This is a genomic window from Pseudomonas sp. 43(2021) (assembly GCF_017490805.1).
Classification (GTDB): domain Bacteria; phylum Pseudomonadota; class Gammaproteobacteria; order Pseudomonadales; family Pseudomonadaceae; genus Aquipseudomonas.
Genome location: NZ_JAFGYJ010000016.1, coordinates 48,234 through 60,163 on the forward strand (window position 1 = coordinate 48,234; position 11,930 = coordinate 60,163).

The window sequence follows — 11,930 nt, forward strand, 5'->3', positions numbered from 1 at the left end:
CCGCTGTCCCAAAGATTCGCACAGTACCTGCGGGAGCGGGTTTACCCGCGAAAGGGCCGGCCCAGGCGACACCTCAACAAGCCTTGAACCTCACTCACCCAGGCGCTGCTCACGCGACGGCGGGTAGCCAAAGTACGCCGCATAGCATTTGCTGAAGTGCGACACCGAAACAAACCCGCAGGCCACTGCCACTTCCATCACCGACAGGTCGGAATACTGCAGCAGGCGGCGGCTTTTGGTAATGCGTAACTCCATGTAGTAGCGTCGCGGCGAAGTACCCAGCTGAGCCTGGAACAGGCGGTCGATCTGCCGGCGCGAGCGCCCGCTGTAGGCGGCCAGTTGGTCGAGGCTGAGGGTTTCCTCGAGGTTGTTCTCCATCAGCTCGACGATGGTGCGCAGGTGCAGGCTCATGGACTTCTTCGCGCCCGGGCCGACCTGGCGGTAGCGGGCACCGGAGAATGACAGGATCTCCTCGACGCCTTCGGCCAGGCCGTCGCCATACAGCCGGCGCACCAGGCCGAGCATCAGCTCCATGGCGCCATTGGGGCTGGCGGCGCTGAGGCGGTCGCGGTCGAGGGTGAAGCTGGCCGGGGTGATCCGCGTTTGCGGGCTGCGCTCGGACAGGCTGGCGCGCTGCTCGGGGTGGATACTGCAGCCATAGTCGTCCAGCACCCCGGCGCGGCCGAGGAACCACGCGCCATTCCACAACCCTCCCAGGGCCATGCCGTGGGCCGCGCAATCGTCCAGCAGCCGGTCAAGCTCCGGGTACTTCAAGGGCGTGCGCAAGCCGCCACAGATCACCAGCAGGTCCAGCTCCTTCAGCGCCTCGGCGGACAACTCGGTGGCTACCAGCTCCAACCCCAGGTCGCTGAGCACGCGGTCGCCTTCGAGCGACAGCGGGGTGAACTGGAAGCTGTCGGCGCGCAGCAGGTTGGCCGTGACCAGTACGTCCATGGCCACGGTGAAGCTGGCCATCGAAAAGTGTTCGAGCAATACGAAATCGACCCGATAGGGGGCCTGGGCATTGGCGCTGGTGGACTTCAGCCGCAGCATGTTGCTGGTGCTGGTCTTCTTGCTGAACTGGCGTGGCGTGGGCACTCTGGACTCCGCTTCCTGGCTGGCCTGGAGAGTGTGGCGGTAGGTCGGGGGAAAGACAATCTCCCGGGTGGCCATGTCGTATTCCAGGTCGTATTCAGGCAACCTGTCTGGCTTGGCACGTTGCCGCTATGCTGATGCTCCCGTCACTGAGGATGCCCCTGATGAAATACGCCGCTGCCCTGTTGCTTTGTCTGATGCCATTGCTGGCCAGTGCCCTGGAACCCGGCGACAAGCTCGCCCCGTGGACGCTGCTGGACCAGTACGACCAGGCCTACAGCCTCGACGCCGGTACACACATTCTGCTGGTGGCGCGCGACATGGACGGTGCCAAGCTGGTGAAGGCGGCACTGGCCGAACAGCCCAAGGGTTACCTGGAAGCGCGCGATGCGGTGTTTGTTGCCGACATCCAGCGCATGCCGGCACTGATCAGCAAGCTGTTCGCCATCCCCGCCATGCGCGATTACAACTACCGGGTGCTGCTTGACCGTGAAGGGCGGGTGGCCAGCCGTTATCCCGGGCAGGATGGCCAGGTGCAGTGGTTGCAACTGGAGCAGGGCAAGCTGGTGAGCCAGCGAGCGTTTGCCGATGCGCCGGCGTTGAAGGCGGCGCTGGAGAATGCACCACAGCATTGAGTGAAGCCCCTGCGTTGCGTCCTGTGGAGATGGCACTCATGTGCGCAACCTGTGGGAGCGCATACCTTGGAGCCGTACGATCAGCCAAATCAATCTGAACCCTCGGCAGCCTCTGCAACCCAACCCATTACATGCCAAATGGGAGAGCGCTCATGGAAATCGGAACGATCTGGATCGTCATCGCGGCCTTTGTGGTCCTGCTGGAAATCTGGGCCATCTGGCACATCATCGGCAGTGACCGGCGCGCCGAGCGCAAGATGCTGTGGATCGTCTTCGTGGTCTACGCGCCATTCCCCGGCTTGCTGTTCTGGGCCTGGCGCGGGCCTCGCGCGGTGAAGGGCAGGGCGGTACTGCAGGAAAAATGACGGTGTGCGGCATCAGGCTGTGGGCCTGATGCCGCTCATACGCTAGGCAATGTCGAAGCGGATTGCTGGCCCCAGCCCATCCACCATCAGGCAGCCGTAGAACTTCACTTTCGACAATACCCGCAGGCCCTTGAGCTCCTCGTGGATGCGATCACGGACAAGCCTCTCGGCTTCGAGGGCCTTGTCAGACTTTGAAATGGCGGCGAGTTCCACCAGCCCGAGCAGGGTGGTTTCGATGTGTTCCACGGTGTCCAGCCCGATGTTCTCGCGCAGATGCTGGCGCGCCTGTGCCGCATCGTATTCGTCCCGCTGCGGGTCGCGTGGCTTGATGGTGTAGGCGAGTAGAAATTCATGTTTGCTCATGGTGTTTTCCTTGTTGCATGCAGGCCTCCATGCCGGGCCTTGCAATCTAGCGCCTGATGGCCACTGCGCATACAGACGCGTGGTTCACGAAAGCCAGTGCGCTGTGCGAAACGTCCTACACTGCGGTGCCGCGCTTCGCGTTAGCCGTCTCTTTCGCGCTTGACCTCAAGTTAACTCAAGGTCCGATACTCCGTCGTTCTTTCAACTGATCGAGGGCTTACCGTGAGTCATTCAACCGCGTTCCAGCTGAGCAACCCCGAAGGCCTGTACGACCCCAGCGGCAATGCCTATTCCCATGTCGCCGAAGTTCATGCTGACAGCCGCCTGCTGTTCATCGCCGGTCAGGGCGGGGAGAACCGCAACGGGCAACTGTCGCCGCTGTTCGCCGAGCAGGCGCGCCAGGCGCTGGCCAACCTGGAGATTGCCTTGGCCTCGAAAGGCGCCAGCCTGGCCCAGGTGTTCAAGCTGACCCTGCTGATCGTCGAGCATTCCGAAACGCGCCTGCGTGAGTGGGTAATCGAGGCTGACAAGGCCTGGGGCTCGTCCATGAAACCGACCTGCACGCTGATACCGGTACCCCGGCTGGCGCTGGACGGCATGCTGGTGGAGATCGAGGCGGTAGCAGCGCTGTAGATGTAGGCGATTCGGTGGTGGCGCCAGCTAAACACAGTGTTGTATATCGGTGCTGGCCCTAGCAGCATGGCCGCTATAACAACAATTGATCTCAGAGGTGACCACACCATGAGCACCGGCACCACCACGCTCGCTGACCGCAAGACCCGGGCCTGGGTGTGGCCTGCACTTTTCAGCCTGGTGGCCTTCGCTGCCAATTCGGTGTTCTGCCGGCTGGCGCTGAAGGATGGGGCCATCGATCCGGCATCCTTCACCGTGGTGCGCCTGGCCAGTGGTGCACTGTTCCTGCTGCTGTTGCTCCGCCTGCGCAAACCTGCGCTCGCCATGGGGGGCAGCTGGCGGGGCGGCCTGGCCCTGTTCCTGTACGCGTTCCTGTTTTCTGCGGCCTACCTGCAGCTGGGCGCGGGCGCGGGTGCGTTGCTGCTGTTCGGTGCGGTGCAGATCACCATGTTCGGCTTCGCCTGGTACAAGGGCGAACGCATCACCGCGCGGATGCTGCTGGGCATGCTGATCGCCTTTGCCGGCCTGCTGGTGCTGCTGTTGCCCGGTACCTCGGCGCCACCCTTTGCCAGTGCTTTGCTGATGGCCCTGTCCGGCGTGGCCTGGGGCGTTTACACACTGCTGGGCAAAGGCTCACCCAGGCCGCTGGCCGATACTGCCGGCAATTTCGCACGGAGCCTGCCTTGCCTGGTGCTGCTGGTACCTATGCTGTTGCTGGGGGCCGGCTTGCACCTGACTCCGCCCGGTTTGCTGTATGCGTTGGGCTCCGGCGTGCTGGCCTCGGGTGCGGGCTATGCCGTGTGGTACGGCGTGGTCAGGCAGGTCAGTGCGCAGCAGGCGGCGACCCTGCAGCTAAGCGTCCCGGTGATTGCGGCGTTGGGCGGGGTTGGCCTGATCGGTGAGCCATTGTCGCTGCGCTTGCTGGTGGCGTGCGTGGTGGTGCTGGGCGGTATCGCCCTGGCACTGGCGCCGCGCCGTTGAAGGGGTGAGGAACGTGGCAGGGCATGGCTGTCGAGGCCCGCAGTGTATGGCTGACTATAATGGATCAACCTCACCTCGTAGCCCGTTACGGGAGGCATCCGCTGGCGATTCACTCAGCCTCTGGTCGAACGGTCAGCGTCGGTGGCTTCGGTCACCACAGGCAGGTTGCCGGCACGCTGGATCACCCGCCGTTGCTGCTCATAGTCGTCCAGCGACAGGCCGCGGCGTTGCAGCGCTTCCAGTTGCAGTTGACGGGTTTCTTCGGCGGTGTAGGGGCGCAGTTCGGGGTGGCTGGCACAGCCGCTGATGATGGCGATGGCAAAAACGGCAAGGGTGGCGGACAGCTGGCGGGCCAAGGTGTTCATCAGGTAGCTCCAGGGGCCGGGGTCGTGAGCGGCGAGTCGATGGAGCTAGGTTATTCGGCCATGTGGTTCGGCAGAAATTGCCATTCTCGATAGTGACTATCGATGGTTCCAGGGGAACCGGGAGGGTGCGATGGGGCAAGCCGAGCAACCGCGCAAATGGGGCGTACTGGAACCGATCGACCGTATCACCGAAGTCATCTTCGGCCTGTTGATGGCGATGACCTTCATTGGCTCGTTGAGCGTGGCCACGGCCGGGCGCGAAGATGCCCGGCTGATGCTGATCGCCGCGTTCGGCTGCAACCTGGCCTGGGGCCTGGCCGATGCGGTCATCTATTTACTGCGTACCTGGACCGAGCGCACCCGTAGCCGGACCCTGTTGGCCCGCCTGCAAGCCGGTGAAGCCAGCCAGGGGCGCAGGCTGATTGCCGATGCGCTGCCAGAGCGCATCGGCCTGGCACTGGATGAAGACGGCCTGGAGATGCTGCGCGGGCGGATGCTGCGTGATGCTGCCCGCCCGCTGCCGTTACGCCTGGGGCTGGATGATCTCAAGGCAGCCCTGGCCACTTTCCTGTTGGTGGTATTGGCAACCTTCCCGATGGTCATTCCATTCCTGCTGATCGAGACCACCGGTACGGCCATTCGCGTGTCGAACCTGGTCGCCCTGGCCATGCTCTTCCTTGCGGGCTGGTTGCTGGCACGCTATTCCGGTGGCCGCACCCTGTTGACCGGCGTGGTCCTGGCAGCGGTCGGGGCGGCGCTGATCATGGCGATCATCGCCCTGGGCGGCTGAGCATCGCCCGCTCAGTATTTTATGTCGCGGGCGCGCTCACGGCCTTGCTGCTTGGTGTGGCGTTTGTCCTGCCGGCAGCCGGCGTTGCTTTGCTGGTCGGCGTGGCGGCAGTCCTGTTTGGTCTGCCGCGCGTCCTGGCGGGTTTCCTGCCGTACATCACGGGCCTCGCGGCGCCGTTCGGCGCGGTCGGTGGCCGCCCAGGCCGAGGTGCAGAGCGCGGCGAGCATGATGACGGCGATGAGGCGGGGCGTGTTCATCGGGATGGGCTCCTTTTTGAATATGGCCTCGTGCCCGCGAAAGGGCCGGTACAGTCAATTACAGATGTCAGCCCAGTCCCGGTATAGATTCAAAAGCAGCAACCACCCCCACCCTTAGAGCGCGAACAGTTTGGCCCCCGCATCTGGCCAAAAGCAGTGCCGTTGCTACCCTTAACCCACGTGCTCTGACCTCATGGGGAGAAGCGATGCGCATGCCATTGTCAGCGGTCCTGTCGGCGGTCCTGTATCTGAGCGCTATGCCCGGCCTGGTGCTGGCAGAAGACGTACCTGCCCCCGACCCGGCACCACAAGCCGACACGGTCGTAGCCAAGGACCCGGTGTTCACCCAGGAGCAACTGGACCAGATGCTCGCGCCCATCGCGCTGTACCCTGATGCGCTGCTGGCCCAGGTATTGATGGCCTCGACTTATCCGGGGCAGGTGAGCGAAGCGGTGACCTGGTCCAAGGCCAACCCCAAGGCCTCCGGCGACGATGCCGTCAAGAAGGTGGCGAGCCAGCCCTGGGACCCGAGCGTACAAGCGCTGGTGGCCTTCCCGCAGGTGCTGGCAACCCTGGGTCAGGACCCGGTCTGGGTACAGCGCCTGGGCGACGCCTTCCTCGCGCAGCCCGACGACGTCATGGGCGGTGTGCAGCGCCTGCGTCACCAGGCCCAGGCCGCCGGCAACCTGCAGAGCAACCAGTACCAGAACGTGACCGTGCAGACTGCGCCCGCACCAGCACCGGCCTCCAGCGGCAGCAGCACCCAGGTGGTCACTGCCAGCAGCCCGCCCACCACCATCATCATCGAGCCGGCCGACCCGCAGGTGGTGTACGTGCCCAGCTACAACCCGACCACCACCTACGGCACCTGGGCCTACCCGGCCTCGCCGCCGGCGTATTATCCGCCACCGCCCATGTACTACCCTGGTTCTGCGCTGGTGGCGGGCCTCGCCTTCGGTACCGGCGTGGCAATCGTCGCCTCGCTGTGGGGCGACTGTGACTGGGGCAACAACGACATCGACATCGACGTCAACCGCTACAACAACATCAACGGCAACAACCGCATCACCAACAACCAGAACAAATGGCAGCACAACGCCGCCAACCGCGACGGCGTGCCGTACCGCGACTCCCGTAGCCGCCAACAGTACGGCCGCCAGCTGGACGGAGCCACCCAGCGTACTGCCTTCCGCGGTGACGACGCCCAGCGCGCCCAGGCGCGGGACAAGGCCAGGGCGTCGATGGATCGGGCCGGCATCGAACGGCCGGCCACCAGCAACCGGCAGGCACGCCAGCAGATGCGCGAAGCGCAGGCGGGTAATTCGGTCGGCAACCGCATGCAGCCCCGCAGCGACAGCCCGAGGGCAACCGACCGCCGACAGGAAACCCGCCATACCCAGGCACGGCAGCAGAACAACCAGGTGAATCAACGCAGGCAAGGCGAAGGCCAGGGGCGGCAGCTGGCGCAAAACCGGCCTTCCAATACCGCTGGCCGGGCGCGTAACAATGCCTTCGACGGTGTGCGTTCACCCTCGCGCACCAGCGCGCAGGCCAGCCGCGGCCGTACCAGCCAGTCGTTCGCCCAGCGCCCGAGCGCATCGCGTGCTGCCGGTCACCAGATTTCCCGGCCCAGTGCGCCCGCACGCCGCGGGGGAGGTGGCCGTCGATGAACCGTCAATCGATTGCGGCACTGGTACTCGCAGCCGGTATGGCCTGGTCGACCCAGGCCGCTGCGCAGGAAGCCTTCCCGACGCCGGAGAAGGCCGTGGACGCCTTTGTTGCGGCGCTGGGCCAAGAGAAGCCTGATGAAGCCCGCCTGGCCCAGTTGCTGGGCGATGACTGGCGTACCTACATACCGCGTGGAGGTGTGCAACGCAGTGACGTGGACACGTTCCTGGAACAGTATCGTGCGCAGCACAGCATCGACATGTCGGGGGCGAGCAAGGCCATTCTCGCGGTGGGCAGTGATCACTGGACGTTGCCCATACCGTTGACCAGAGGCAACCAGGGTTGGCGTTTCGACCTCAAGGCCGGCAGCGCCGAAATCCGCGCCCGGCGCATTGGCCGCAACGAGCTGGGTGCCATGCAGTCGATGCTGGCCTACCACGATGCGCAGATGGACTACGCCACCCAGGACCACAATGGCAACGGTGCGCTGGAATACGCGCAGAAGATCTTCAGCGAGCCCGGCAAGCATGACGGGCTGTACTGGGATGACGACGGCGACGGCCAGGTCAGCCCGCTGGGCCCGCTGTTCGGCCAGGACATGGTCGGCGACGCCTGGTATGGCTATCACTTCCGCATCCTCGATGCTCAAGGCCCATCTGCCCCCGGCGGTGCTTATAGCTACCTGATCGGCAACCAGATGAGCCGCGGCTTCGCCATGGTTGCCTGGCCGGCCAAGTACGATGACACCGGGGTGATGAGCTTCATGATCAGCCATGACGGCGAGGTGTTCGAGAAAGACCTCGGGCCGCACGGGGACAAACTGGCCAAGGAGATGAAACGCTTTGACCCGGATGACAGCTGGAAGGTGGTGGATGTGGCGGCGGGGGATTGACCCTGCATGCTCAATGCGAAACGCTTTTGGTGCGTCTGCAGTGCACGGCACCGGCTGCGCCGATGTTCGCGGCTAGAGTCGCTCCCACAGGGTCCCTGCTAATTCAATGAGTTATGTACAGTTCCAGGAGCATGCCCGCGAGCCAAGCCATATCGGCCTGGCTCGAACGGGTTCTCTCAGGTGAGATCTTTTACGGTTTTCGAAGGGCCGTTGGTTTTCACCGAAGCAATACCGACAGCACGTGCCTGTGTGCTTGCGTACATTTGGCTGGTGCCAATGACTTGGTGATTGGCGGCTTTCAGGTTGAAATAAACTTTCCCGTTAGTGGAGACTCGCTCTTCATAACGCTCAGCCAGCGGGCTGTTGGCCTGAACGGACGCGATTCCATTATCCGCTGCCTGCCGGCTCGTATACAGCTCGCTGGTGAGAATAGTCTCACCGTTACCTGCTTTCAGAACAAACCGGTATTGTCCATTACTGCTTGTGCTCAGTTCAAACCAACCAGTCATACAGGCTCCCTAGCTCACAGCTACTGTCTGATACATCGATGTAGGTGTTTTTTAAGCAGGGTCAGTATGAATGAAGTATGGGAACTTTTCATTGTATTGGGCTGACCTATTTGATCGAGTTCGGTCAGGACTTCAGCGACAAGGTGCTGAAAGATTCCCGGTGTTACCTGGAAGAACGAGATTCCTTGTCTGACCGCCATATGATCAGGGCCCGGTCAGTTCCGCCAGCAGTTCGTCCCGCAGCTTTTGCAAACGCGGCGCGTGCCGCTCGCGCGGATGCGGTAGCTCCACTCGCACCCCAGAATCGTGAAATTGAAAGAAGCCTACCGCCCCAACATCTGCCGCACCAGCCACTGCCCGGCTGGCCCGAGCGCGCGCCGGCTCGACCAGGCCACGTCCATGTCAACCCGTCGCGGGTACCCGGCCACCTGCAACTCCACCAGCCCACTGCCAAACCGTGCCACCAGCGCCCTGGGCAGTTCGGCCCAGCCGAACCCGCGCACGGCGAACTCCAGCAGGGTGAGGTAATCCGGTGCCGACCAGGCCTGGCCGCGACCTTGGTGCAGGCTGGGGGCATAGGTCTTGATATACAGCTGCCGTACGCTCTCCAGGTGCTGCATCTGCACCTGAGGCAAAGCTGCCAATGAATGCCCGCTGGCCACGTACACGCCAAACTCGGCCTGCTCGGGCAAGCGCGCCACGGCAACGTCTGCGGGGTAGCTGGGTTGCGTGGCAAGAATGCCGATGTGTGCCAGGCCCTGCTGGATCAGCTCGATCACATCGGCATCTTCCGACGGGCCGCAGCGCAGTTCGGTATGCGGATAGTGCTGGGCGAAGCGGGCCATCACCGCGCCCTGGAAGGTCACGCTGTAGCTGTCCGACATCACCACCGAGACCAGTGCCTCGACATTTTCTGCCAGGCGCACCGCCAGGGCATCGAGCCGGGCGCTGGCATCGAGGATCGCCTCGACATGGCTCAGCACCTGCCGCCCAGCCTCGTTCAGCGAGGGGTGGCGGCCGCCACGGTCGAACAGCGGGCAACCCACATCGGCCTCGAAATTGGCGATGGCAATGCTGATAGTGGACTGGCTTTTGCGCAGCTTGCGCGCCGCAGCGGAAAACGAACCCAGCGATGCGGCTTCGACAAAGGCGACCAGAGCTTCGGGTGAGTAGCGCATGCTATTGATAAAACCGATGGTAGCTATTTCGCGAGTATCGGTTCTGTCAAAGAAAATAGGAAGCACGTCTCACGCAATGGATGGAATTTGCAATGAAAAACGTGTCTTTCACCGAACGCCTGGTTCACGCCGTCGGTTATGAAGTGTTCGCCGTGCTGCTGTGTGCGCCGCTGTTGTCCTGGATCATGGGCAAGTCACTGGCGACGGCGGGGGCGCTGGCGGTGACCCTGTCGGTCATCGCCATGCTGTGGAACAAGGTCTACAACGCGCTGGTCGACCGCTACGTGCGGGTCGAGCGCATACACTGGAGGGCTAGCGCACGCTTTGTGCACGGCCTGGGCTTCGAGGCCGGGCTGGTGGTGTGGTGCCTGCCGGTGGCGGCGTGGATGCTGGAGATTTCGTTGCTGCAGGCGTTCATGGTGGAGTTGGGCTTCTTCGTGATCATCTTGCCTTACACCGTGCTGTACAACTGGGCCTTCGACAAAGCCCGGCACCTGCTGATGCAGTGCCGCCTTGCATAAATGTTTTGCCGATGCAGGCCCCATTGTGGGAGCGGCCTTGTGTTGCGAAAGGGCCGCAAAGCGGCCCTAGGAATTCAGCGCAGTTGCATAAATGTCTGGGGCTGCTCTGCAGCCCTTTCGCAACACAAGGCCGCTCCCACAATGGTGCCGGCGTCAACCAATGAAAAACGGGGCATGCCATTGCTGGCATGCCCCGTTTTTCAAACCGCTAAAGCGCCTCAGGCGACCTTGACGATCCAGCCTGCCGGTGCTTCCACATCACCGCTCTGGATACCGGTCAGCTCGTTGTAGAGCTTCTGGGTAACCGGGCCGACCTTTTCCAGGTCGTGGAACACGTGCAGCTTGCCGTTGTACTCGATGCCGCCGATCGGGGTGATCACCGCAGCGGTACCGCAGGCGCCGGCTTCGACGAAACGGTCCAGCTTGTTGATTTCCACATCGCCTTCGATCACGGTCAGGCCCAGGCGCGATTGCGCCAGTTCCATCAGCGACAGGCGGGTGATGCCTGGCAGCACCGAGGCCGATTTCGGGGTGACGAACTCGTTGTTGGCGGTGATGCCGAAGAAGTTTGCCGAACCGACTTCCTCGATCTTGGTGTGGGTCAGCGGGTCGAGGTAGATGGCGTCGGCGAAGTTGGCTTTCTTCGCTTCAGCGCCCGGCTGCAGGCTGGCCGCGTAGTTGCCACCGACCTTGGCCGCACCGGTGCCTTGCGGGGCGGCGCGGTCGAAGCTGGAGATCTGGAAGTTGTGCGGCTTCATGCCGCCCTTGAAGTACGAGCCAACCGGGATGGCGAAGATCGAGAAGATGAACTCGGGGGCGGTGCGCACGCCAATGTTGTCACCGGTGCCGATCACGAACGGACGCAGGTAGAGGGCGCCTTTGCCGTGCGGTGGCACGAACTTCTCGTTGGCCTTGACCACTTGCTTGCATGCCTCGATGAACACATCGGTCGGCACCTGCGGCATCAGCAGGCGGGCGCAGCTGCGCTGCATGCGGGCAGCGTTCTGGTCCGGGCGGAACAGGTTGATCGAACCGTCCTTGCAACGGTAGGCCTTCAGGCCCTCGAAGCACTGCTGGCCATAGTGCAGGGCGGTGGAGCCTTCACTGATGTGCAGTACGTTGTCTTCGGTCAGGGTGCCCTTGTCCCACTCGCCATTGCGCCATACGGACAGGTAGCGTTTGTCGGTCTTGATGTAGTCGAAACCCAGCTTGTCCCAATTAATGCTTTCGTTGCTCATGACACCCTCATTGTCTTGCAAGTGCCCGATCGCTCGGGCTGCTGTTATATGCGCACCACGCCACCATAATACATCCGTGGCGGATCGGGAACGGCCAGTCACGAAACTCCTGCCGGCGGAGGTCTTCCAGGCGCTGAACATATCGAGGCAAGCACCAGCAGCAATGGTTGACCACCCGCCAGCCACTGCGTAGCCTTGCCAGTTCGAGGTTCTTCGGCCAGGCCGAAGCTAAGACGGGAACGCGGTACAAGCCGCGGCTGCCCCCGCAACTGTAAGCACCGACAACGGATCGACACAGCCACTGCGCCCGCGCGCGGGAAGGCGTCATCCCGCCAGCCTGCTGCACCAGCGGGCACATGGAACGGTGCGAGCCAGGAGACCTGCCTCGTCACGTTTTCGACTTTCAACCGGGCGGGGTGATCCGGTGGCGAACAAGCCCG

15 protein-coding genes and 1 riboswitch are annotated in these 11,930 nt (G+C 63.2%); of the genes, 8 read left to right on the forward strand and 7 right to left on the reverse strand.

Translation table 11 applies throughout. From position 1 onward, the window contains the following. Window positions 1–90: 90 nt before the first annotated feature. Window positions 91–1,098 (reverse strand): GlxA family transcriptional regulator, encoded by a 1,008-nt coding sequence (locus J5M71_RS15280; RefSeq protein WP_063914310.1) that lies wholly within the window; start codon window positions 1,096–1,098, stop codon window positions 91–93. Window positions 1,099–1,259: 161 nt separating this feature from the next. Between J5M71_RS15280 and J5M71_RS15285 the strand changes: the two genes are divergently transcribed. Further along, on the forward strand, window positions 1,260–1,730 hold the full coding sequence (locus J5M71_RS15285) for an FAD/FMN-containing dehydrogenase (protein WP_207833250.1): 471 nt from the start codon (window positions 1,260–1,262) through the stop codon (window positions 1,728–1,730). A gap of 152 nt (window positions 1,731–1,882) precedes the next feature. Next, complete coding sequence (locus J5M71_RS15290) at window positions 1,883–2,095, forward strand: PLD nuclease N-terminal domain-containing protein (RefSeq protein WP_063914308.1); 213 nt, start codon at window positions 1,883–1,885, stop codon at window positions 2,093–2,095. A gap of 42 nt (window positions 2,096–2,137) precedes the next feature. On the opposite strand, the gene J5M71_RS15295 is transcribed toward J5M71_RS15290, so the two are convergent. Continuing rightward, window positions 2,138–2,458, reverse strand: coding sequence for a hypothetical protein (locus J5M71_RS15295; RefSeq protein WP_207833252.1), 321 nt, complete (start codon window positions 2,456–2,458; stop codon window positions 2,138–2,140). A 222-nt stretch (window positions 2,459–2,680) separates the two neighbouring features. Here J5M71_RS15295 and J5M71_RS15300 point away from each other — a divergent pair, with 222 nt between their 5' ends. Together J5M71_RS15300 and J5M71_RS15305 are read left to right on the forward strand one after the other, a co-directional pair. After that, entirely contained in the window at window positions 2,681–3,091 is a 411-nt protein-coding gene (locus J5M71_RS15300) for a RidA family protein (protein WP_063914306.1), read from the forward strand. A gap of 108 nt (window positions 3,092–3,199) precedes the next feature. Then, window positions 3,200–4,072 carry a DMT family transporter gene (locus tag J5M71_RS15305; protein WP_207833254.1) on the forward strand — a complete coding sequence of 291 codons (873 nt, stop codon included), beginning with the start codon at window positions 3,200–3,202 and terminating at the stop codon, window positions 4,070–4,072. 113 nt (window positions 4,073–4,185) lie between these two features. Here the strand turns inward: J5M71_RS15305 and J5M71_RS15310 are convergent, their stop codons facing one another. Next, on the reverse strand, window positions 4,186–4,437 hold the full coding sequence (locus J5M71_RS15310; RefSeq protein WP_207833256.1) for a hypothetical protein: 252 nt from the start codon (window positions 4,435–4,437) through the stop codon (window positions 4,186–4,188). Window positions 4,438–4,567: 130 nt separating this feature from the next. Between J5M71_RS15310 and J5M71_RS15315 the strand changes: the two genes are divergently transcribed. Continuing rightward, window positions 4,568–5,227, forward strand: a complete 660-nt coding sequence (locus tag J5M71_RS15315) for a VIT1/CCC1 transporter family protein (RefSeq protein WP_207833258.1) — start codon at window positions 4,568–4,570, stop codon at window positions 5,225–5,227. 11 nt (window positions 5,228–5,238) lie between these two features. Here the strand turns inward: J5M71_RS15315 and J5M71_RS15320 are convergent, their stop codons facing one another. Beyond that, window positions 5,239–5,484: a hypothetical protein gene (locus J5M71_RS15320; protein WP_207833260.1), complete on the reverse strand. Its 246-nt coding sequence runs from the start codon at window positions 5,482–5,484 to the stop codon at window positions 5,239–5,241. Between the two features lie 206 nt (window positions 5,485–5,690). Between J5M71_RS15320 and J5M71_RS15325 the strand changes: the two genes are divergently transcribed. Then, on the forward strand, window positions 5,691–7,154 hold the full coding sequence (locus J5M71_RS15325; protein WP_207833262.1) for a DUF3300 domain-containing protein: 1,464 nt from the start codon (window positions 5,691–5,693) through the stop codon (window positions 7,152–7,154). Further along, window positions 7,151–8,044 carry a DUF2950 domain-containing protein gene (locus tag J5M71_RS15330; protein WP_207833265.1) on the forward strand — a complete coding sequence of 298 codons (894 nt, stop codon included), beginning with the start codon at window positions 7,151–7,153 and terminating at the stop codon, window positions 8,042–8,044. Before J5M71_RS15325 ends, J5M71_RS15330 begins: the two co-directional genes overlap by 4 nt. Before the next feature lie 176 nt (window positions 8,045–8,220). Here the strand turns inward: J5M71_RS15330 and J5M71_RS15335 are convergent, their stop codons facing one another. Then, window positions 8,221–8,553 (reverse strand): YegP family protein, encoded by a 333-nt coding sequence (locus tag J5M71_RS15335; RefSeq protein WP_207833267.1) that lies wholly within the window; start codon window positions 8,551–8,553, stop codon window positions 8,221–8,223. Window positions 8,554–8,876: 323 nt separating this feature from the next. Beyond that, a complete protein-coding gene (locus J5M71_RS15340; RefSeq protein ID WP_207833270.1) occupies window positions 8,877–9,731 on the reverse strand; it encodes a LysR family transcriptional regulator in 855 nt (284 codons plus the stop codon). 92 nt (window positions 9,732–9,823) lie between these two features. Here J5M71_RS15340 and J5M71_RS15345 point away from each other — a divergent pair, with 92 nt between their 5' ends. Next, complete coding sequence (locus tag J5M71_RS15345) at window positions 9,824–10,252, forward strand: multidrug/biocide efflux PACE transporter (protein WP_207833272.1); 429 nt, start codon at window positions 9,824–9,826, stop codon at window positions 10,250–10,252. Window positions 10,253–10,470: 218 nt separating this feature from the next. Here J5M71_RS15345 and J5M71_RS15350 read toward each other — a convergent pair whose 3' ends face one another. Then, window positions 10,471–11,490 (reverse strand): branched-chain amino acid aminotransferase, encoded by a 1,020-nt coding sequence (locus tag J5M71_RS15350; protein WP_046614378.1) that lies wholly within the window; start codon window positions 11,488–11,490, stop codon window positions 10,471–10,473. 189 nt (window positions 11,491–11,679) lie between these two features. After that, window positions 11,680–11,893: riboswitch (cobalamin riboswitch) on the forward strand. Window positions 11,894–11,930 lie beyond the last annotated feature (37 nt).

What these genes read in the sequence shown, in the direction of transcription:
- J5M71_RS15290 (WP_063914308.1), top strand. Translation starts at nt 1,883, where the DNA reads ATGGAAATCGGAACGATCTGGATCGTCATCGCGGCCTTTGTGGTCCTG.
- J5M71_RS15295 (WP_207833252.1), bottom strand. Translation starts at nt 2,458, where the DNA reads ATGAGCAAACATGAATTTCTACTCGCCTACACCATCAAGCCACGCGAC.
- J5M71_RS15340 (WP_207833270.1), bottom strand. Translation starts at nt 9,731, where the DNA reads ATGCGCTACTCACCCGAAGCTCTGGTCGCCTTTGTCGAAGCCGCATCG.
- J5M71_RS15335 (WP_207833267.1), bottom strand. Translation starts at nt 8,553, where the DNA reads ATGACTGGTTGGTTTGAACTGAGCACAAGCAGTAATGGACAATACCGG.
- J5M71_RS15325 (WP_207833262.1), top strand. Translation starts at nt 5,691, where the DNA reads ATGCGCATGCCATTGTCAGCGGTCCTGTCGGCGGTCCTGTATCTGAGC.
- J5M71_RS15330 (WP_207833265.1), top strand. Translation starts at nt 7,151, where the DNA reads ATGAACCGTCAATCGATTGCGGCACTGGTACTCGCAGCCGGTATGGCC.
- J5M71_RS15315 (WP_207833258.1), top strand. Translation starts at nt 4,568, where the DNA reads ATGGGGCAAGCCGAGCAACCGCGCAAATGGGGCGTACTGGAACCGATC.
- J5M71_RS15345 (WP_207833272.1), top strand. Translation starts at nt 9,824, where the DNA reads ATGAAAAACGTGTCTTTCACCGAACGCCTGGTTCACGCCGTCGGTTAT.
- J5M71_RS15305 (WP_207833254.1), top strand. Translation starts at nt 3,200, where the DNA reads ATGAGCACCGGCACCACCACGCTCGCTGACCGCAAGACCCGGGCCTGG.
- J5M71_RS15285 (WP_207833250.1), top strand. Translation starts at nt 1,260, where the DNA reads ATGAAATACGCCGCTGCCCTGTTGCTTTGTCTGATGCCATTGCTGGCC.
- J5M71_RS15320 (WP_207833260.1), bottom strand. Translation starts at nt 5,484, where the DNA reads ATGAACACGCCCCGCCTCATCGCCGTCATCATGCTCGCCGCGCTCTGC.
- J5M71_RS15350 (WP_046614378.1), bottom strand. Translation starts at nt 11,490, where the DNA reads ATGAGCAACGAAAGCATTAATTGGGACAAGCTGGGTTTCGACTACATC.
- J5M71_RS15310 (WP_207833256.1), bottom strand. Translation starts at nt 4,437, where the DNA reads ATGAACACCTTGGCCCGCCAGCTGTCCGCCACCCTTGCCGTTTTTGCC.